This is a genomic window from Streptomyces sp. NBC_00104 (genome assembly GCF_045160825.1).
Classification (GTDB): Bacteria; Actinomycetota; Actinomycetes; order Streptomycetales; family Streptomycetaceae; genus Streptomyces.
The window spans coordinates 9,160,963-9,179,011 of sequence record NZ_CP108215.1; the positions used below are offsets into that span (position 1 = coordinate 9,160,963).

The 18,049-nt window shown below is 72.5% G+C and carries 19 protein-coding genes and 2 pseudogenes; 16 read left to right on the forward strand and 5 right to left on the reverse strand.

Translation table 11 applies throughout. The annotated features are described in order from the left end of the window. The first annotated feature begins 26 nt into the window (after nt 1-26). Nucleotides 27-584: a GNAT family protein gene (locus OG272_RS40065; RefSeq protein ID WP_327726991.1), complete on the forward strand. Its 558-nt coding sequence runs from the start codon at nt 27-29 to the stop codon at nt 582-584. Between the two features lie 60 nt (nt 585-644). Next, nucleotides 645-1,597, forward strand: a pseudogene (locus tag OG272_RS40070) (arginase family protein). Between the two features lie 43 nt (nt 1,598-1,640). Here OG272_RS40070 and OG272_RS40075 read toward each other — a convergent pair. Beyond that, complete coding sequence (locus OG272_RS40075; RefSeq protein ID WP_326574856.1) at nt 1,641-1,994, reverse strand: VOC family protein; 354 nt, start codon at nt 1,992-1,994, stop codon at nt 1,641-1,643. 113 nt (nt 1,995-2,107) lie between these two features. On the opposite strand from OG272_RS40075, the gene OG272_RS40080 reads away from it, so the two are divergent. Beyond that, on the forward strand, nt 2,108-2,623 hold the full coding sequence (locus OG272_RS40080) for a phage holin family protein (RefSeq protein ID WP_405895677.1): 516 nt from the start codon (nt 2,108-2,110) through the stop codon (nt 2,621-2,623). Nucleotides 2,624-2,945: 322 nt separating this feature from the next. Here the strand turns inward: OG272_RS40080 and OG272_RS40085 are convergent. Then, nucleotides 2,946-3,254 (reverse strand): annotated as a pseudogene (locus OG272_RS40085) (LLM class flavin-dependent oxidoreductase); the annotation flags it as partial. Nucleotides 3,255-3,487: 233 nt separating this feature from the next. On the opposite strand from OG272_RS40085, the gene OG272_RS40090 reads away from it, so the two are divergent. From OG272_RS40090 to OG272_RS40145, 12 genes are all read left to right on the forward strand, one after another. Continuing rightward, nucleotides 3,488-5,026, forward strand: coding sequence for an NAD(P)/FAD-dependent oxidoreductase (locus tag OG272_RS40090; protein ID WP_405895678.1), 1,539 nt, complete (start codon nt 3,488-3,490; stop codon nt 5,024-5,026). Continuing rightward, nucleotides 5,023-6,870: a transketolase gene (locus OG272_RS40095; RefSeq protein WP_327726985.1), complete on the forward strand. Its 1,848-nt coding sequence runs from the start codon at nt 5,023-5,025 to the stop codon at nt 6,868-6,870. The genes OG272_RS40090 and OG272_RS40095 overlap by 4 nt, the downstream gene beginning before the upstream one ends. Before the next feature lie 123 nt (nt 6,871-6,993). Next, nucleotides 6,994-7,359 carry a gas vesicle protein gene (locus OG272_RS40100; protein ID WP_326574848.1) on the forward strand — a complete coding sequence of 122 codons (366 nt, stop codon included), beginning with the start codon at nt 6,994-6,996 and terminating at the stop codon, nt 7,357-7,359. 46 nt (nt 7,360-7,405) lie between these two features. Next, nucleotides 7,406-7,831, forward strand: coding sequence for a gas vesicle structural protein GvpA (locus OG272_RS40105; protein ID WP_326574846.1), 426 nt, complete (start codon nt 7,406-7,408; stop codon nt 7,829-7,831). After that, a complete protein-coding gene (locus tag OG272_RS40110) occupies nt 7,828-8,577 on the forward strand; it encodes a GvpL/GvpF family gas vesicle protein (RefSeq protein WP_326574844.1) in 750 nt (249 codons plus the stop codon). The genes OG272_RS40105 and OG272_RS40110 overlap by 4 nt, the downstream gene beginning before the upstream one ends. 67 nt (nt 8,578-8,644) lie before the next feature. Further along, the gene (locus OG272_RS40115) at nt 8,645-8,905 is read left to right on the forward strand and encodes a gas vesicle protein GvpG (protein ID WP_327726984.1); all 261 of its coding nucleotides are present in this window, start codon (nt 8,645-8,647) and stop codon (nt 8,903-8,905) included. Then, a complete protein-coding gene (locus tag OG272_RS40120; RefSeq protein WP_327726983.1) occupies nt 8,905-9,639 on the forward strand; it encodes a DNA primase in 735 nt (244 codons plus the stop codon). The genes OG272_RS40115 and OG272_RS40120 overlap by 1 nt, the downstream gene beginning before the upstream one ends. Next, nucleotides 9,632-10,843, forward strand: coding sequence for an SRPBCC family protein (locus OG272_RS40125; protein ID WP_328224344.1), 1,212 nt, complete (start codon nt 9,632-9,634; stop codon nt 10,841-10,843). The genes OG272_RS40120 and OG272_RS40125 overlap by 8 nt, the downstream gene beginning before the upstream one ends. Then, the gene (locus OG272_RS40130; RefSeq protein ID WP_326574836.1) at nt 10,840-11,205 is read left to right on the forward strand and encodes a gas vesicle protein; all 366 of its coding nucleotides are present in this window, start codon (nt 10,840-10,842) and stop codon (nt 11,203-11,205) included. The genes OG272_RS40125 and OG272_RS40130 overlap by 4 nt, the downstream gene beginning before the upstream one ends. After that, nucleotides 11,202-11,987: a GvpL/GvpF family gas vesicle protein gene (locus tag OG272_RS40135; RefSeq protein WP_327726981.1), complete on the forward strand. Its 786-nt coding sequence runs from the start codon at nt 11,202-11,204 to the stop codon at nt 11,985-11,987. The genes OG272_RS40130 and OG272_RS40135 overlap by 4 nt, the downstream gene beginning before the upstream one ends. After that, nucleotides 11,984-12,172: a gas vesicle protein gene (locus OG272_RS40140; RefSeq protein WP_033529791.1), complete on the forward strand. Its 189-nt coding sequence runs from the start codon at nt 11,984-11,986 to the stop codon at nt 12,170-12,172. The genes OG272_RS40135 and OG272_RS40140 overlap by 4 nt, the downstream gene beginning before the upstream one ends. Continuing rightward, on the forward strand, nt 12,169-12,450 hold the full coding sequence (locus tag OG272_RS40145; protein WP_033529790.1) for a gas vesicle protein K: 282 nt from the start codon (nt 12,169-12,171) through the stop codon (nt 12,448-12,450). Before OG272_RS40140 ends, OG272_RS40145 begins: the two co-directional genes overlap by 4 nt. A gap of 87 nt (nt 12,451-12,537) precedes the next feature. Here the strand turns inward: OG272_RS40145 and OG272_RS40150 are convergent, their stop codons facing one another. Together OG272_RS40150 and OG272_RS40155 are read right to left on the reverse strand one after the other, a co-directional pair. Beyond that, nucleotides 12,538-13,359 carry a class I SAM-dependent methyltransferase gene (locus OG272_RS40150; RefSeq protein ID WP_326574826.1) on the reverse strand — a complete coding sequence of 274 codons (822 nt, stop codon included), beginning with the start codon at nt 13,357-13,359 and terminating at the stop codon, nt 12,538-12,540. Nucleotides 13,360-13,469: 110 nt separating this feature from the next. Next, complete coding sequence (locus OG272_RS40155; RefSeq protein WP_328224345.1) at nt 13,470-14,963, reverse strand: phosphatase PAP2 family protein; 1,494 nt, start codon at nt 14,961-14,963, stop codon at nt 13,470-13,472. A 272-nt stretch (nt 14,964-15,235) separates the two neighbouring features. Between OG272_RS40155 and OG272_RS40160 the strand changes: the two genes are divergently transcribed. Next, nucleotides 15,236-16,855, forward strand: a complete 1,620-nt coding sequence (locus OG272_RS40160) for an ATP-binding cassette domain-containing protein (protein WP_328224346.1) — start codon at nt 15,236-15,238, stop codon at nt 16,853-16,855. Nucleotides 16,856-16,876: 21 nt separating this feature from the next. On the opposite strand, the gene OG272_RS40165 is transcribed toward OG272_RS40160, so the two are convergent. After that, nucleotides 16,877-17,998, reverse strand: a complete 1,122-nt coding sequence (locus tag OG272_RS40165) for a Vms1/Ankzf1 family peptidyl-tRNA hydrolase (RefSeq protein ID WP_328224347.1) — start codon at nt 17,996-17,998, stop codon at nt 16,877-16,879. Between the last annotated feature and the right edge of the window lie 51 nt (nt 17,999-18,049).

Genomic DNA, 18,049 nt, shown 5'->3' on the forward strand with positions numbered 1-18,049 from the left:
CGCCTGCGCCGACGTACCGTGGCGGGGTGTCCGAGAACGTTCGTCATCTCATCGAAGGCCCTCGCGTCGGGATACGGCACTTCAGGCCCGACGACGGGGCCGAGTTCACCGCGCGGGTGCGGGAGAGCAGGGATCTGCACCGGCCATGGCTGTTTCCGCCGGCCACCCCCGCCGCGTACGCCGCTTACGCGGGGCGGCTCATCGAGGATCCGACGAAGGCCGGGTTCCTGGTGTGCGAGAAGGACGGCGGCGGGCTCGCCGGGTTCATCAACATCAACAACATCGTGGAGGGCGGCTTCCAGTGCGGAGCCCTCGGCTACGGGGCCTTCGCGCATGCCGCCGGACGCGGGCTGATGGGGGAGGGGCTCGGGCTGGTCGTCGAGTACGCGTTCACTTTCCTGGGGCTGCACCGGCTGGAGATCAATGTGCAGCCCGGGAACGCCGCCTCCATCGCGCTCGCCCGGCGGTGCGGATTCCGGCTGGAGGGGTTCTCGCCGGACTTCCTGTTCATCGACGGGGCGTGGCGGGACCACCAGCGGTGGGCGCTCACCGCGGAGATGAGAGGCCGGGCGGACCGGGCATGAGCCCGCCATCGGAATGATCCGTTCCCGTCCCCGGCGGGCGGCCCGGTCCCGCAGGATGAGATCCATGCGGAGCGGAACATCGTCGTCGTCGACGCCCCCTCGAACCTCGGCCTGCGACCGCCCGCCCCGGGTACCGTGCCCGGTTGCCACAAGCTCGCCGGCGCCCTGCGGGAGCAGGGCATCGTGCGGCGGCTCGGTGCGCCGGAGGGCGGGGTGGCGGTGCCGCCGCGCTACGACCGGGGCTACTGGCGGGAGGGCGACGGGGTCTTCAACGCCGCCGCGATCGCCTCGTACACGCGCAGGCTCGCCGACCGGATCGAGCGGCATGTCCGGGCCGGTGAGCTGCCCGTCGTCCTCGGCGGGGACTGTTCGATCCAGCTCGGCGCGTCGCTCGCGCTGCGGCGCATCGGACGGTACGGGCTGGTCGCGGAGTGGGGGTACCTCCCACGCCCTTAAGGCAGTGGGGGAGCGTCCGCCGACTTCCGGCATCCGGGGAACTCCGACCGGGTCGGGGCGGCCGGTGGCGAGGAGCTGGCGCTCGCCACCGGGCGCGGGCAGCCGGACCTGACCGATCCGGAGGGGCTGGGCCCTCTCTGCGCGACGAGGACGTACGGCTCTTCGGTATCCGGGACGCGTTCGAGGACGAGCGTGGCGAACTGGCCGCGCTGAAGATCCCGGTCGTGACGGTCGGCGATCTGCGCACCTGGACCTGGGGTGCGGACGATGTCGCCCGGGTCACCGCGCAGAGCTTCGAGACGCCTGAACTGGGCGGCTTCTGGGTGCACTTGGACGCCGACATGCTCGACCCGTCCGTCATGCCCGCCGTCGACAGCCCCGACCCCGACGGGCTCCTCCCCGACGAACTGACCGCGCTGCTACGCCCGTTGGTCCGCTCACCGCACTGCGTCGGCCTCAACGTCGCCATCTACGACCCCGATCTGGACCCCGACGGCACGGCGGGCGAGCTGCTCACTGACCTCGTCGTGGCCGCCTTCGCCGAGCCGGCCGGGTGATCGCCCGCCGCCGGGTTCCCCGACCGGTCCCGCGGGCCCGGGACTACCCCGCCGCTCTGCGGTCCGCGTACTCGTAGACCGAGCCGTCGGGATGGACCGCGATGAGGTTGCGGCCGACCGGGGTGGGGATCGGGCCGGCCAGGACGCGGGCGCCGGAGGCGGTGAGGACCTGGTTGGCCTCGTCGACGTCCTCCACCGCGATGGTGGCGGTGACCTTCCGCAGGACCTCCAGCTCCGACTCCGGGCCGCTCATCAGCAGGAAGCACCCGACGGCGGCGACTTGGACGCCACCGCGTTCGAAGCGCATCGCCGGTCCGCCCGAGAGTCTCTCGTAGAACGGGACCGCGGCCTCCAGGTCGTCGACGCAGATACGGAGCGTGGTGCCGAGAATCTCCATGGGGGAAAGCCTAGTTGGGGCCGACCGGGGATGGAGATCGTTTCGGGCGGTTCTCGTTCCCGTCGCCGTCGCGCGCCGCGTTACCCGGGCACGGGCCCGGGTACTCGGGTGCGATGGACCGCTTGGATCATCTGGAACATCTGGACAAGCACCTGGTCGACGAACTGGCGCAGGTGGCCCGCGAGACCGTCCGCGACGAGCTGCGGCAGCAGACCCGTAAGCAGCGTCGTACGGCCGCGCTGTACGCCGCGTCCGGGGCGCTCGCCCTGTACGCGGGCGCCGCCCTGGCGCTGGCCCTCGGTCTGGCGCTGTCGCTGGGCCTGCCGGACTGGGCCGCCGCGCTGATCACGGCCGTCGTGCTCGGAGTGGCGGCGTATGCGCTGAGGGGCGCGGCGCGGCCTTCGGCCGGGCGCGAGGGAGAGCTCGCGGCGGACCGTGACCGGGTCGCCGGTGGTACGGCGCCGGGGACGCCCCCGGGTGGGACGGGGCCGGCCGGCTACCCGCCGGTGCCGCCCGTCGCGCCCGGCGGTGGGACCGGGGCCGCGGGCGGACCGGCGCCGGGTATGCCGCCCGGTGCGCCGCCCCCGGCCGGCGTCGACCCCGAGGATCCGCGCCACCGGGGCCGGTGACGGCGGGGTCGCCCCAGGAAGCGGGCGGGGAGCGGGGCCGGGACGGCGAAAGCGTCCCGGCCCCGCTCGCCTTGTGGCCACGTGTGGTCGGTGTGGATCGGGTTGTGGTCGGGACCGACCGTGCGCTCGGCGCTCCACGCGGGGTCGTCGCCTGCCGCCTGCCGCCTGTCGCCATGAGCAGGACATGCACTCGGCCCAGACGATGACCAGACGATGGGGAGAGGTAGCACCGTCTGGGCCGAGAACCCTGGGGGTGGGGCCGGTCAGCGGGGGCCCCGCTCGAGTTGCGGCAGCACCTTTGTGCGGTAGAAGTCGAAGAAGCCGCGCTGGTCGCCGCCGCCTGCGCGACGACCGCCGGGTGGATCCGGGCGGTAGGGCAGGTCACGGCCGTCTCGATGGGCAGCGCCACGGCCTCGGAGCGCGCGCCGATCACCGACCACACGAACGGGCTCCGGCCCTGGGCGTCGTTCCACGGGTGGACGTGGTCAGAGATCCACAGACAGTCGAATCCGGCCTGCTCCGCCTCCCCCAACTCTCGACTTCGCTCGAGCCGGGGGACCCCCACCGCCTGCTCGATCAGCTCCGCGGGACCGAACTCCTCGGTCGCCAGGAAGTAGCCGTACTCGGGCATGGGGGCACCTCCGCGAGGGGTGCGGTCGGGGTCGGGGTCGGGTCGCGGTCCGGGTACCCGGAGGTCACAGGGGAAACCCACGGACGTTCGGGCGCCCAGCCGGTTTGGGCGCCTTGGCCAGGGGGACGCGGAAGGCTCGTACGCCACAGGACCCATACGCCTGAGGACGCTCAGGACCCCTACGCCTGAGGACGCTGAGGACTCCGTATGCGCGACCCCGCCGGAGGCGAACCGTGAGTCGACCCCGCATCGTGATCGTCGGTGCCGGCTTCGCCGGCTACCGGACGGCCCGCACCCTCGCGCGGCTGACCCGGGACAAGGCCGACATCACCCTGCTCAACCCGACCGACCACTTTCTGTATCTGCCCCTGCTGCCCCAGGTCGCCGCAGGCATCCTGGAACCACGCCGGGTCACCGTCTCCCTCGCCGGCACCCTGCCCCACGTACGGGTGGTGCTCGGCGAGGCCGACGACATCGACCTCGACGCGCGTACCGTGCGCTACTCGGACCCCGAGGGCGGTGTCGGCACGCTGACCTACGACCGGCTGGTGCTCGCCGCCGGGAGTGTGAACAAGCTGCTGCCCATCCCGGGCGTCGCCGAGCACGCCCACGGCTTCCGGGGGCTCCCGGAGGCCCTGTACCTGAGGGACCACGTGACCCGGCAGGTGGAGCTGGCCGCCGGCGGCGAGGATCCCGGGAGCTGCGGCGCGCGGTGCACCTTCGTGGTGGTCGGCGCCGGGTACACCGGGACCGAGGTCGCCGCCCACGGCCAGCTGTTCACCGACGAGCTGGTCGGGAAACAGCCGTTGCGGGAGGGCATGCGGCCGCGCTGGATACTGCTCGACGTCGCGAAGCGGGTGCTGCCCGAGATGGACGAGAAGCTGTCGCGGACCGCCGACCGGGTGCTGCGGCAGCGAGGTGTCGACGTGCGGATGGGGACCTCCGTGAAGGAGGCGACGTCGGACGGAGTGCTGCTGACCGACGGGGAGTTCGTCGACACACGCACGCTGGTGTGGTGCGTGGGCGTACGGCCCGATCCGCTCGCCGAGTCGCTGGGGCTGCCGATGGAACGCGGCCGGCTGCTCGTGGAGCCCACGCTGCAGGTGCAGGGCCGGCCCGAGGTGTTCGCCTGCGGGGACGCGGCCGCCGTGCCCGATCTGACCAAGCCGGGCGAGTACACGCCGATGACCGCGCAGCACGCCTGGCGGCAGGGCAAGGTGGCCGGGCACAACGTCGCCGCGTCCCTCGGCCGCGGCGAGCCCAAGCCCTACCGGCACAGCGACCTGGGCTTCGTCGTGGACCTCGGTGGCGTCGAGGCCGCCGCCAACCCCCTCGGCATACCGCTCTCCGGCCTCGCCGCCGGTGCCGTCACCCGCGGCTACCACCTCGCCGCCATGCCCGGCAACCGGATCCGTGTCGCCGCCGACTGGCTCCTCGACGCGGTACTGCCCCGCCAGGGCGTCCAGTTGGGCCTCGTACGGTCCTGGTCGGTCCCCCTGGACACGGCGTCACCGGAGCTGGCCAGGATGCCGGGCGCGCCGGAGAAGGACAGGGAGAAGGACAGGGAGAAGGGCAGGGGGACGCCGGAGAGTTCCGGGCGGCGGGGGGCGGTGGAGGAGCGGACCGCGCCCGACCGGGCCGGGGTGTCGAGCGGACCGGGGGCCGCACACAAGGATCAGGCCCCTGACCGGCCGGCGCCACCGCCCCAGGCGCGGCGCGAGGTGTCCGAAGACCGGCAGAAGCCCGCCAAGGGTTCGGAAGGAGAGTCATGAACAGCCGTCAACTCACTGAGCTGGCACAGCAGTTGCGGGTGGACAGTGTGCGTGCCTCGGGGGCCGCGGGCTCCGGGCACCCGACCTCGTCCATGTCGGCCGCCGAGCTGATGGCGGTGCTGCTCGCCAAGCATCTGCGGTACGACTTCGAGCGGCCGGTGCACCCCGGCAACGACCGTTTCGTGCTGTCCAAGGGGCACGCCTCGCCCCTGCTGTACTCCGCGTACAAGGCGGCCGGCGCGATCAGCGAGACCGAGCTGATGACCTTCCGCAAGCACGGCAGCCGTCTCGAAGGGCACCCGACGCCGCGCAAGCTGCCCTGGGTGGAGACGGCCACCGGATCGCTCGGCCAGGGACTGCCCGTCGGCGTCGGCATCGCGCTGGCCGGGAAGCGGCTGGACCGCACCGGCTACCGGGTGTGGGTGCTGTGCGGGGACAGCGAGCTCGCCGAGGGCTCGGTGTGGGAGGCCGCCGAGCACGCCGCGTACGAGCATCTGGACAATCTGACGGCGATCGTGGACGTCAACCGGCTCGGGCAGCGCGGGCCCACCCGGCACGGACACGACCTGGACGCCTACGCCCGCCGCTTCGCGGCCTTCGGCTGGCACACGATCGAGATCGACGGCCATGACGTGGACGCCGTCGACCGCGCGTACGGCGAGGCCGATTCCACCAAGGGCCAGCCCACCGTGATCCTCGCCCGCACCCTCAAGGGCAAGGGCGTCGAGGCCGTCCAGGACCGCGAGGGCCTGCACGGCAAGCCGCTCAAGGACGCCGACGAGGCGATCGCGGAACTCGGCGGTGTCCGCGACCTCCGCGTCGAGGTCCGGCAGCCGCCCGCCGCCCGGATGCTGCACGCCGTACGGACCGGGCACCTGGAGCTGCCGCGCTACGAGATCGGCGACGAGGTCGCCACCCGCGACGCGTACGGACAGGCACTCGCCGCGCTGGGCACCGCACGCGGTGACGTCGTCGCCCTGGACGGCGAGGTCGGCGACTCCACGCGCTCGGAGTTCTTCGCCAAGGAACACCCCGACCGCTACTTCGAGTGCTACATCGCCGAACAGCAGCTGGTGGCCGCCTCGGTGGGCCTCGCGGCGCGCGGCTGGGTACCGTACGCCGCCACGTTCGCGGCGTTCCTCACCCGTGCCCACGACTTCATCCGCATGGCGTCGATCAGCGGGTCCGGCCTCAACCTCGTCGGCTCCCACGCGGGCGCCGCCATCGGCCAGGACGGGCCCTCGCAGATGGGCCTGGAGGATCTGGCGATGATGCGCTCGGTGCACGGCTCGACCGTGCTCTACCCGTGCGACGCCAACCAGACCGCCAAGCTCGTCGGCACGATGGCCGGCCTCGAGGGCATCCGCTATCTGCGCACGTCCAGGGGCGACTCGCCCGTCCTCTACAGCCCGACCGAGGAGTTCCCGGTCGGCGGCAGCAAGGTGCTGCGCGCCTCGGACACCGACCGGCTCACCGTCGTCGCGGCCGGGGTCACCGTCCACGAGGCCCTGAAGGCGGCCGAGGCGCTGGACGCCGAGGGCATCCAGGTCCGGGTGATCGACCTCTACTCGGTCAAGCCCGTCGACCGCCGCACCCTGCGCGAGGCCGCCGAACGCACCGGTTGCCTCCTCACCGTCGAGGACCACCACGAGGAGGGCGGTCTCGGCGACGCGGTCCTCGACGCCTTCCTCGACGGCCGCCCGGTGCCCCGCCTGGTGCGCCTCGCCGTCCGTACGATGCCGGGCTCGGCGAGCCCGCGGGAGCAGCTCCGAGAAGCGGGCATCGACGCGGAGGCGATCACGGCGGCCGGACGGCTGCTGGTGGAGCACGCGATCGCGCCCTGACCGGCCCGTCGACGAGCGGCCCCATACGGCCCCCATGCAGCCCCCATACGGCCCACATACGGAGAGGAGTCGACCAAAAGGTTTGGCCAACGGACGTGGGGCCACTCGGTGTTCGAGGTGGCCATGTCGAACACATCCAACACATCAAAAACACAGAGTTCACGTAAATCCCAAGAACCGGACGAACCGGAAGCGGCACAGGAACGGGCGGACGACCGGCCCAGCCCCATGCAGGTGCTGCGCCACGCGCGGACCCAGCTCGCGGAGCTGACCGGCATGGCGCCCGAAACCGTGTCGTCGTTCGAACAGACCGAGGACGGCTGGACGTTGGAGGTCGAGGTCCTGGAGATCGCCAGGGTCCCCGACACGATGAGCCTGCTCGCGAGCTACCGGGTGGAGCTCGACCCCGAGGGCGAGCTCACCGGATACCGACGCGTCCGCCGGTACGAGCGCGGGAGGGCCGACCCACATCGCCCTGGTGGCCGCTAGGCCGTCGTCCCGCACCAGAACCCACAGACAAGGAGGATCGGCCGGCATGACCGTAGTCCCGGCACAGCAGTCCGGCGGCGGAGGCGGCAGCAGTGGCCTCTACGACGTCCTGGAGCTCATCCTCGACAGGGGGCTCGTCATTGACGCGTTCGTGCGAGTCTCCCTGGTCGGCATCGAGATCCTGAAGATCGACGTCCGTGTCGTCATCGCCAGCGTCGACACGTATCTGCGCTTCGCCGAGGCGTGCAACCGGCTCGACCTGGAGGCGGGGCCGCGCAAGAACCCCGGCCTGCCGGACCTCGTGGGTGAGATCACCGAGTCCGGCGCGCGCGGCAAGTCCAAGGGGGCGCTGTCCGGCGCCGCCGAGACGATCTCCGACGCGTTCAGGCAGTCCCGCGAGGAGAGCCAGTCCGAGTCGCGGCCACGTGCCCGCAAGACCACGAGCTCGCGCAAGAGGGAGGAACAGGAGTGAGCACGTACGTCTACGGCATCACGGCGAGCTCACACCCCGCCCTCCCCGAGGGCATGGGCGGCGTGGGCGACCCGCCGCGCCCCGTGCGCGTCATCGAGGAGGGTGAGCTGGCGGCGATCGTCAGCGAGGCCCCCGAGGGGCTGCGCCCCAAGCGCAAGGACCTGCTCGCCCACCAGAACGTCCTGAGTGAGGCGGGCGCCGGCGGTCCGCTGCTGCCCATGCGGTTCGGCAGCGTCGCACCGGACGACGCGTCCGTCACCGGGGTGCTCGCGGAACGCGCGGAGCACTACCTGGAGCGGCTCCGCGCCCTCGACGGCAAGGTCGAGTACAACGTGAAGGCCAGCCACGACGAAGAGGCCGTGCTGCACCGGGTGATGGGCGAGAACCCCGAGCTGCGCGCCATGACCGAGGCGAACCGGCAGGCGGGCGGCGGCACCTACGAGGACCGGCTGCGGCTCGGCGAGATGGTCGTCGCCGCGGTGCAGGCCCGGGAGGCCGAGGACGCGGCGGAGCTGCGGCGGGCGCTGGAGCCGACCGCGGCGGCCGCCAGCGCGGGGCCCGACTCCACCGGCTGGCTGGCCAATCTGTCGTTCCTCGTGGACCGGGAGTCCGCCGCGGTGTTCCTCGACGCGGTGGAGGAGGTCCGCAAGAGCCATCCGCACATCGAGGTGCGGGTGAACGGGCCGCTGCCGCCCTACAGCTTCGTCGAACCGGGGCCGGCGCAGCCCGCTGAGACGACGCACTGACAGCGCGTTCCGCGCGGGTCCACGGCGCGTCGCGCACACGGCGCTCCAAGGCCGAGGAGGCGAGTACATGGGACTGATCACCGAGGTGCTGCTGCTGCCGTTCGCACCGGTGCGCGGCAGCCTCTGGGCGGTGGGACAAGTGGTCACCGAGGCCGAGCGCCAGTACTACGACCCGGCGGCCGTCCGTGCCGATCTCGCCCGCCTCGAGCAGCGGCTCGACGCGGGCGAGATCGATGAGGAGGAGTTCGACCGTCTGGAGGACGAACTCCTGGACCGGCTGGAGATCAGCTCGCAGAGGAGCACAGGAACCGGGAACGGAACGACATAATGAATCGAATCGGACTGGGCCTCGCCGTAGGGGCCGGGTACGTCCTGGGACGTACAAGGAAGATGAAACTCGCGTTCGCCGTCGGCACCATGGTGGCCGGCAAGCGGATGCACCTGAGCCCGCGGGCGCTCGCGGACCTGGTGTCCCAGCAGCTGCTGAACAACCCGCAGTTCAAGGAGATCGGGGACCAGCTCCGCGGGGACCTGCGCGGTGTCGGCAAGGCGGCCACCGGGGCGCTGGTCGAGCGGCAGATCGAAGGGCTCGCCGACCGGCTGCACGGACGCACCTCGCAGGTGCGCGACCAGCTCGCCGGAGTGGCACCGGACCTGCCGGGACGCGGCGGGAAGGACCGCGCGGACGAGTACCCGGACGACGAGTACGCCGACGACGAGTACGCGGACACCCGCGACGAGTACGACGACGAGGGCGACGGCGGCGAGTACGAGGACGCCGAGAGCCGCGGGACGGATGGCGAGGAGCCCGAGGAGGAGCCCTCGCGCAAGCGGCCGGCGAAGAAGTCCCCGCCCAGGTCGGAAGGGAAACCGGCCGCCAGGAAGGCCCCCGCCAAGAAGACAGCCCCTTCGGGCTCGGCCGCGCGGAAGAGCGCGGCGAAGAAGACCGCGGCCAAGAAGACGGCCGCCAAGAAGACCGCCCCGGGCAGGGCCCCGGCCAAGAAGGCCGCTCGCAAGGCCACCCGGTCGCGGACGACGAGGGGAGGCGGCGAAGATGACTGAGACCCTCGGCGCGGCGACCGGCCGCGCGACCAGCCAGGCGACGGACCGGGCGAAGGACGCGACGAAGAGCAACCCGCTCACCGACCTGGCCCACAGCGAGGCCGTCGACCACCTCAAGGCCGAGGCCCAGGAGTATCTGGCCGCCCAGGTCCAGCGGCTCCTCGTCGGCGCGGGCCGCAAGCTCGGCGAGACGACCGGCAAGCTCAACGACATCGCCGAGGGCAACAGCCCCGGCTTCGCCAAGCTCGCCCTCGACGGCGGCCGCAAGCTCGCCGAGGGCAAGGGGCCGCTGCGCACCGCCCTGGAGGTGGGCGCGGGCCGCGCCAAGGACAACGTGGTCGGCGGGCTCAAGAACCTCTTCGGCGGCAAGGGCAAGCGCAAGGGCGGCTCGGGCAGCAAGCCCACGGTGATCATGGAGTCCATCGACGTCGGGGTGCCGCTGCGCACCGCGTACGACCAGTGGACCCAGTACCAGAGCTTCAGCACCTTCGCCAAGGGCGTGAAGAGCGCCAACCCGGCCGACGACACCCATTCCGACTGGCAGATGAAGGTCTTCTGGTCCAACCGCAGCTGGAAGGCCCACACCACCGAACAGGTGCCCGACGAGCGGATCGCCTGGACGTCGGAGGGGGCCAAGGGAACCACGAAGGGCGTCGTCTCCTTCCACTCCCTCGCGGACAACCTCACGCGGGTCCTGCTGGTCATCGAGTACTACCCGACCGGCCTCTTCGAGAAGACCGGCAACATCTGGCGCGCCCAGGGCCGCCGGGCCCGGCTCGACCTCAAGCACTTCGCCCGCTTCATCTCGCTCAGGGGCGAGGCCGAGGACGGCTGGCGCGGCGAGATCCGCGACGGCGAGGTCGTCGTCAGCCACGAGGACGCCCTCGCGGAGGAGGAGCGGGAGGAAGAGCGGGACGACGAGGCCCCGGAGGACGAGGCGCCGGAGGACGACGAGGCCGAGGCCGAGTACGCGGAGGAGGAGGCGGAGCCGGACGAGGAGCCGCGCGACTTCGACGACGAGGCCGACGCGTACGCCGACGAGGGCGGGGAAGGCGACGCGGAGGACGCGGACGAGGCCCCGGAGGAGGAGTACGAGGACCTTCCCGAGGCCGAGGGCGATGCCGGGGAGGACATCGACGAGGAACCGTACGAGGATGAGGACGAGGAACGGGCCGCCACCGTGGGCGGGAGCCGCCGCCGATGACGTTCCCGAGCCGAGTCCCCGAGCCGTACGGGCAGAACGGGAGTGCCAACCTGGCCGACATCCTGGAGCGTGTACTCGACAAGGGCCTGGTGATCGCGGGCGACATCCGCATCAACCTGCTCGACATCGAGCTGCTCACCATCAAGCTGCGCCTGATCGTCGCCTCCGTCGACAAGGCCAAGGAGATGGGGATCGACTGGTGGGAGACCGACCCGGCGCTGTCGTCCCACGCGCGCCGGGACGAACTCTCCCGTGAGAACGCCGAGTTGCGTGCCCGGCTCGCGGAGCTGGACGACGGCGGGTACCGGCGGGAGCCGGAGCCGGCCATCGAGCGCGGCCGCGCCAGAGAGGAGCCCTCATGACCGGACTGCGTTACGTGTACGCCGTCTGCCGCCCCTTCGACGCGGCGCTCCAGTCCCAGCTCACCGGGGTCGCGGGCGCGCCGCCCCGGCAGCTGCGCCACCACGACCTGATCGCCTTGGTCAGCGAGGTGCCGGAGCGCGACTTCGCGGAGCAGCCGCTCCGCGCCCATCTGGAGGATCTGGACTGGCTGACCGAGACCGCCCGCGCCCACCAGAGCGTGATCGACGCGCTCACCGTCGTCACCACGCCCCTGCCGCTCCGGCTCGGCACCGTGTTCCGCGACGACAGCGGCGTTCGGGTGATGCTGGAGGCCCGCGAGGAGGGCTTCCGGCGCACCCTGGACCGGCTGGCGGGGCGGGTGGAGTGGGGCGTCAAGGTGTACGCGGAGTCCGAGGAGCAGGAGCCGGCCCAGGCACCCGCGAAGGTCTCCAGCGGGCGCGACTACCTGCGGCAGCGGCGGCGGAGCCACCGGGCCCACGAGGAGATGTGGGAGAACGCCGAGCGGTTCGCCCGCCGGCTGCACGACACCCTCTCCGAATTCGCGGAGGACACCCGGCTGCACGCTCCGCAGAATTCCGCGCTCTCCGGAGTTCCCGGCCGCAATGTGCTGAACGCGGCCTATTTGGTGTCGCGCGCCCATTCCGAGGAGTTCGTGGAACTGGTGGACCGCACCAAGGGCGAAGAGCCGGGATTGCGAGTGGAACTCACCGGGCCGTGGGCGGCCTATTCCTTCAGCGGAGAGAGCGGAGAGAGTGAACAGAGCGGGGAGGGCGGCCTGTGACCGTGATCGAACGTCGTGAGGTGGCCCTCGTCGATCTCCTCGACCGGCTCCTCGCCGGCGGGGTCGTCATCACCGGTGACCTCACGCTGCGTATCGCGGACGTCGACCTCGTCCGCATCGACCTGAACGCTTTGATCAGTTCCGTGAACGCACAGGTTCCGTCACCCTGGGGAGGCATCGAGTGACCGGCCGCAACCGCCTCGAACTGGAGCCCGACACGGTGGAAAGGGACCTGGTCAAACTGGTCCTGACCGTCGTCGAGCTGCTCCGTCAGCTCATGGAGCGGCAGGCGCTGCGCCGTTTCGACACCGGGGAGCTCTCGGAGGACCAGGAGGAGCGCATCGGGCTCACGCTGATGCTTCTCGACGACCGGATGACCGAGTTGCGCGAGCGCTACGGCCTGCGGCCCGAGGACCTCAATCTGGACCTCGGGCCGCTGGGACCGTTGCTTCCGCGGGAGTGACTGCGGGACTACCGCGGGAGTGAGCGCGGGAGCGAATCCACCTGCGGTACGGGTGAATTCGCCACCTGTACCAGCGGCCCCTTCTTTTCAGACCGTCTTACGGCAGAGAATTTCTCCGTGCAGTACGGCGAACCAGCCGTCCTCCTGCCGCCCCCATTCCCGCCAGGCCGCCTCGATCGCCCGGAGCCGGTCGAGCGTCGCGTGACCGCCCTGTGTGGCCCGTTCGGCGTACGCGGAGGCGACCGTCCGGTCCGCCCACAGCCCGCTCCACCAGGCCCGCTCGTCCGGCGTGGCGTAGGTCCAGGTGGCGGAGGTGGCCGTGATGTCGGTGAGCCCGGCGCGCAGCGCCCATGACTTCAGCCGGCGCCCCGCGTCGGGCTCACCACCGTTGGCGCGGGCCACCCGGCGGTACAGGTCCAGCCAGTCGTCCATGCCCGGGGATCCGGGGAACCAGGTCATCGCCGCGTAGTCGGAGTCGCGGACGGCGATCAGACCGCCCGGCCTGGTCACCCGGCGCATCTCGCGCAGCGCCTGCACCGGGTCGCCGACGTGCTGGAGCACCTGGTGCGCGTGGACCACGCAGAACGTGTCGTCCGGGTAGTCCAGCGCGTGGACGTCCGCGACCGCGAACCGCACGTTGTCCAGGCCGCGTTCGGCGGCCGTCGCCCTGGCCTGCTCCAGGATGCCGGGCGCGTGGTCGACCCCGGTGACCTGCCCCTCCGGGACCAGGGCGGCCAGGTCCGCGGTGATCGTGCCCGGACCGCAGCCGATGTCCAGGATCCTCATGTGCGGCTTCAGCGAACCGAGGAGATAGGCCGCGGAGTTGGCGGCCGTCCGCCAGGTGTGCGAGCGCAGTACCGACTCATGGTGTCCGTGCGTGTAGACGGCGGTCTCTCGTGCCTTCGACATGGCCGTTCCCCTTCCACGAGGTCCGTGAGGTCCGCGAGTTCGTGCTCGAACCGTACGTGACCGTGCCGAATACTGAGACCGCCGTCTTGAATGGTGGACTTGCCCGGTGGTCAGTGCATCGGCACCGGCCGGTAGACCGTCAGCGCCTCCGGGAGCTTCCGGAGCGTCAGATCCCCCTCCACCTCGGTGACTTCGCCGTCGTACGCGAGCAGCGTGCCCGGCGCGATGCCCTCCACCCGGAGCCGCCGTACGCGGACCGCCGCGTGGGCCGGGGTGCGGGTCAGCGGGCCGGCGACGGCCGCCGCCAGCAGCCGCAGACCCGGGCGGCGGCCGCCGTGCACGACCCGGACGTCCAGCAGCCCGTCGGCCAGGTCGAAACGCCGGGCCGGGGCGAGACCCAGCCGGTGGTACGTGCCGTTGCCCGCGAAGAGCAGCCAGATCGGGCGCGGCCGGCCCTCGAAGGTGGCCTGGAGCGGATGGCGGTCGGAGCGCAGGACACGCAGTGCCGCGATCACGCCCGCCGGCCAGCCGCCGATCAACTTCTCCCAGCGTTCGCGCTCCCGCACCAGCTCGGGATAGACGCCCAGGCTGAACGTGTTGAGGAAGTGGCCCTCCGTGTCCCCGGTCGTGAAGTGCCCCAGATCCACCCGGACGGCCTCGCCCTGGCGCACCGCACGGCCCAGGGCGCGCACGTCCTCCACACCGAGGTCGTACGCGAAGTGGTTGAGGGTGCCGCCGGGGAGTACGGCGAGGGGGAGGCCGTGACGCAGGGCCACCTCGGCGGCGGCGTTCACCGTGCCGTCGCCGCCGCACACGCCGAGCACCCGTGCGTGGGCGGCGGCCTTCTCCAACTCGGCCGTCACGTCCTCCGGTTCGCACTCCACGGTCTCGGCGCCGGGCAGCACGTCCCGCAGGGCGCGCACCCGGTCCGACGTCCCCGAGGCCCGGTTGGCCACCACGACCAGGCCGTCGCCGTCCGGCAGCGCGGGCGCGTCCACGTACGGGCGGCCGGGCGGCGGGAGCTGGTCACGGGTCGGCACGATGCCCCGTACGGCGTAGGCGGCGCCCACACCCAGGGCGGCGCCCACCAGGACGTCGCTCGGGAAGTGCACGCCCGTGTACACGCGGGACAGCGCCACCGCGGTCGCCAGCGGTGCGACCGCCGCACCCCAGGCGCGCGACTCCAGGGCGACGCCGGCCGCGAAGGCGGCGGCGGAGGCGGAGTGGCCCGACGGGAACGACGTGGTGATCGGCTGCCGCTTCAGCTGGCGGGTCAGCGGGACGTTGTCCAGGCCCGGGCGGGGGCGGCGGATGGAGCGCTTGCCGAGCGTGTTGATCGTCGCCGAGGCGAGGGCGAGCGAGGCGACGCCCCGGGCGGCCGCCCTGCGGGCCCGCGGACTCCGGGTCGCCGCGATCGCCGCCGCCGTGGCGAACCACAGCACACCGTGGTTCGCGGCGCGGCTCAGCTTCGGCAGCATGGGGTGGGCGCCGGGCCAGTCGCGGGTCGCCACCGCGTTGAACAGGCGACTGTCCGCGGCGAGGAAATGGTCGCGGAGGATGTGGTGGCCCGGGGGGCGGACGGTGAGGTCGACGTCTGGGGTCATGTGTCCACGGGTACCCCATGGCGCCGGAACCGTGTCGGGCGGGGTGGGGTGGCTGAGCCTCGGCCGGTCCGGGGCCGGTGGGACCGCTGAGCCTTCGCGGGTCGGGCGCCCGGCGCCGGGGCTGGGCGGGGGTGGGTTCCGCTCACCGGTGCTTGACGGGTGCCGCCGCGCCCACCCGTGCCGCCCCTGGCGGCACGACTGCCCGCGGCCACGTATGGGCGTCGGCGGAAATGGATTTGCCCGGTCGTGCCCCACCTCGGACAATGCGCCCCATGGGACATCTCGAAGCCGCTCATCTGGAGTACTACCTGCCGGACGGGAGGGCGCTGCTCGGGGACGTGTCCTTTCGGGTGGGGGAGGGCGCGGTGGTCGCGCTCGTCGGGCCGAACGGGGCCGGCAAGACGACGTTGTTGCGGCTGATCTCCGGGGAGCTGAAGCCGCACGGCGGGTCGGTCACCGTCAGCGGGGGGCTCGGGGTGATGCGGCAGTTCGTGGGGTCCGTGCGGGACGAGACGACCGTGCGGGACCTGCTGGTGTCGGTGGCGCAGCCGAGGATCAGGGAGGCCGCGAAGGCGGTCGACGCCGCCGAGCACGGGATGATGACCGTGGACGACGAGGCGGCCCAGCTGAAGTACGCGCAGGCCCTCTCCGACTGGGCCGAGGTGCGCGGCTACGAGGCCGAGACCCTGTGGGACATGTGCACCATGGCCGCCCTGGGCGTGCCGTACGAGAAGGCGCAGTGGCGGCAGGTGCGGACGCTGTCCGGCGGCGAGCAGAAACGGCTCGTCCTGGAGGCGCTGCTGCGCGGCACCGACCAGGTGCTCCTGCTCGACGAGCCCGACAACTACCTCGACGTACCCGGCAAGCGCTGGCTGGAGGAGCGGCTGAAGGAGACCCGCAAGACCGTGCTCTTCGTCTCGCACGACCGGGAGCTGCTCTCCCGCGCCGCCGAGAAGATCGTGAGCGTGGAGCCGGGGCCGGCCGGCGCGGACGCGTGGGTGCACGGCGGCGGGTTCGACACCTATCACGAGGCCCGGCGGCAGCGGTTCGAGCGCTTCGAGGAGCTGCGGCGCCGCTGGGACGAGAAGCACGCCCAGCTGAAGAAACTCGTACTGACGCTCCGTCAGGCAGCCGCCGTCAGCCATGAGATGGCCTCGCGGTACGCCGCCGCCCAGACCCGGCTGCGCAAGTTCGAGGAGGCCGGGCCGCCGCCCGAGCCGCCGCGCGAGCAGGACATCACGATGCGGCTCAAGGGCGGCCGCACCGGCGTCAGGGCCGTCACCTGCAAGGGACTTGAGCTCACCGGCCTGATGAAACCCTTCGACCTGGAGGTCTTCTACGGCGAACGCGTCGCCGTCCTCGGCTCGAACGGCTCGGGCAAGTCCCACTTCCTGCGGCTGCTCGCCGGCGACGGCGTGACCCACACGGGGGAGTGGAAGCTCGGCGCCAGGGTCGTGCCGGGGCACTTCGCGCAGACGCACGCCCACCCCGAGCTGGAGGGGCGGACACTGCTCGACATCCTGTGGAAGGAGCACGCCCAGGACCGGGGCGCCGCCATGTCCCGGCTGCGCCGCTACGAGCTGACCCAGCAGGCCGAGCAGGCCTTCGACCGTCTCTCCGGCGGCCAGCAGGCCCGCTTCCAGATCCTGCTCCTGGAGCTCCAGGGCGTCACCGCCCTCCTGCTCGACGAGCCCACGGACAACCTCGACCTGGAGTCGGCGGAGGCCCTGCAGGAGGGCCTCGAAGCCTTCGACGGGACCGTCCTCGCGGTCACCCACGACCGCTGGTTCGCTCGGTCGTTCGACCGGTATCTCGTCTTCGGCTCCGACGGCCGGGCGCGGGAGACACCGGAGCCGGTGTGGGACGAGCGGCGCGTGGAGCGCGCCCGCTGACCGCACCGGCTCCCGCGCGGGTCACTTCCAGCGCAGCAGGGCGCCCAGGCCGCCGACCGGTATCCCGCCGTCCGCGGCCTCGGGCGGGGCCGTCACGGAGAGCGCCGGGGCGCCGGTCGCCACGGCGGACCGCAGCAGGGCGTCGTCCGCGCGGGCCGACCGGGCGTCCTCCTCGGCGAGGCCGAGCGTGCGCAGCTCCGTACGGCGTACGGCCAGCTGGTCAGGGTCCTCGCCGACCCACAGCGCGCGGTGGGTGTCGGGCCCCTCGGGGCGGACGAGGAGCTCGTCGATGCGGTGCTCCCGCGCCGCCTCCACCAGCTCGGCCACGTCCTCCACGGCCCCCGGGCGCCCCTCGGCGTCGGGGCTGCGCGCCGCCACGAACCGCTCGACCTCGTCGGCGGCCCGCCGGCGTGCGTGCTCGGCGCGGATGCGCTCGACATCCTCGTCCAGCAGCCTGCTGGGCGCCCCGTGCGAGGCCTCCGCCACCCGGTCGACCAGCCGCTTCGGCAGCCGGTCCCGCACCGCGTGCCGTTCGCGGTCCTCACCCACGAGGACCAGCAGGTCGGCGCGGGTCTCCTCCTGGCACACGGCGAGCGCGTCGGCGACCTCCGCCGCGTTGTGCTCCCAGGTGTTCTCCACCCGCAGCTGGAAATGCCGCTCGGACCAGTCGGCGGTACTCGTGCGGTGCACGGGCCACTGCCGCCCGGTCACCGCCCCGGCGTCCTCGCCGCCCAGCGCGCCGCGCAGCTCGAACCGCGCACCCCGCCGGTCGATGTACGCCACCAGACACACCGGGGCCTCCCCGGCCAGGTCCAGCAGCGGTGCCGTACGGGGCAGCGGGGCCCAGAACGCCTGGTTCGCCGGTGGCGGCGAGACGAGCACCGGGTCCAGGACGATCTGGCCGTCCCGGGCGAAGAACGCCCTGCCGTACGGCTCGGCGTCGTGGCGCAGCTCCTCCACCGCCCCGCGCACGGCCCGGCTGGTCGCCTCGTCCGCGCCCTGCTCGGACAGCTCACGGGAGACGGCGGCCGCCGTCAGCGACCGCTCGTGGGCCATGGACTCCGAAGGGGCGGACGAACCGACGTACACAGAGGCCCAGGGCCCGGGATGTTCGTACAGTGGATGGAGAAACGCGAGATCCATGGCTCCCTCCCGGATGCCACTCGGGGTAATGCTTGCCGGGCGGGTACCCGG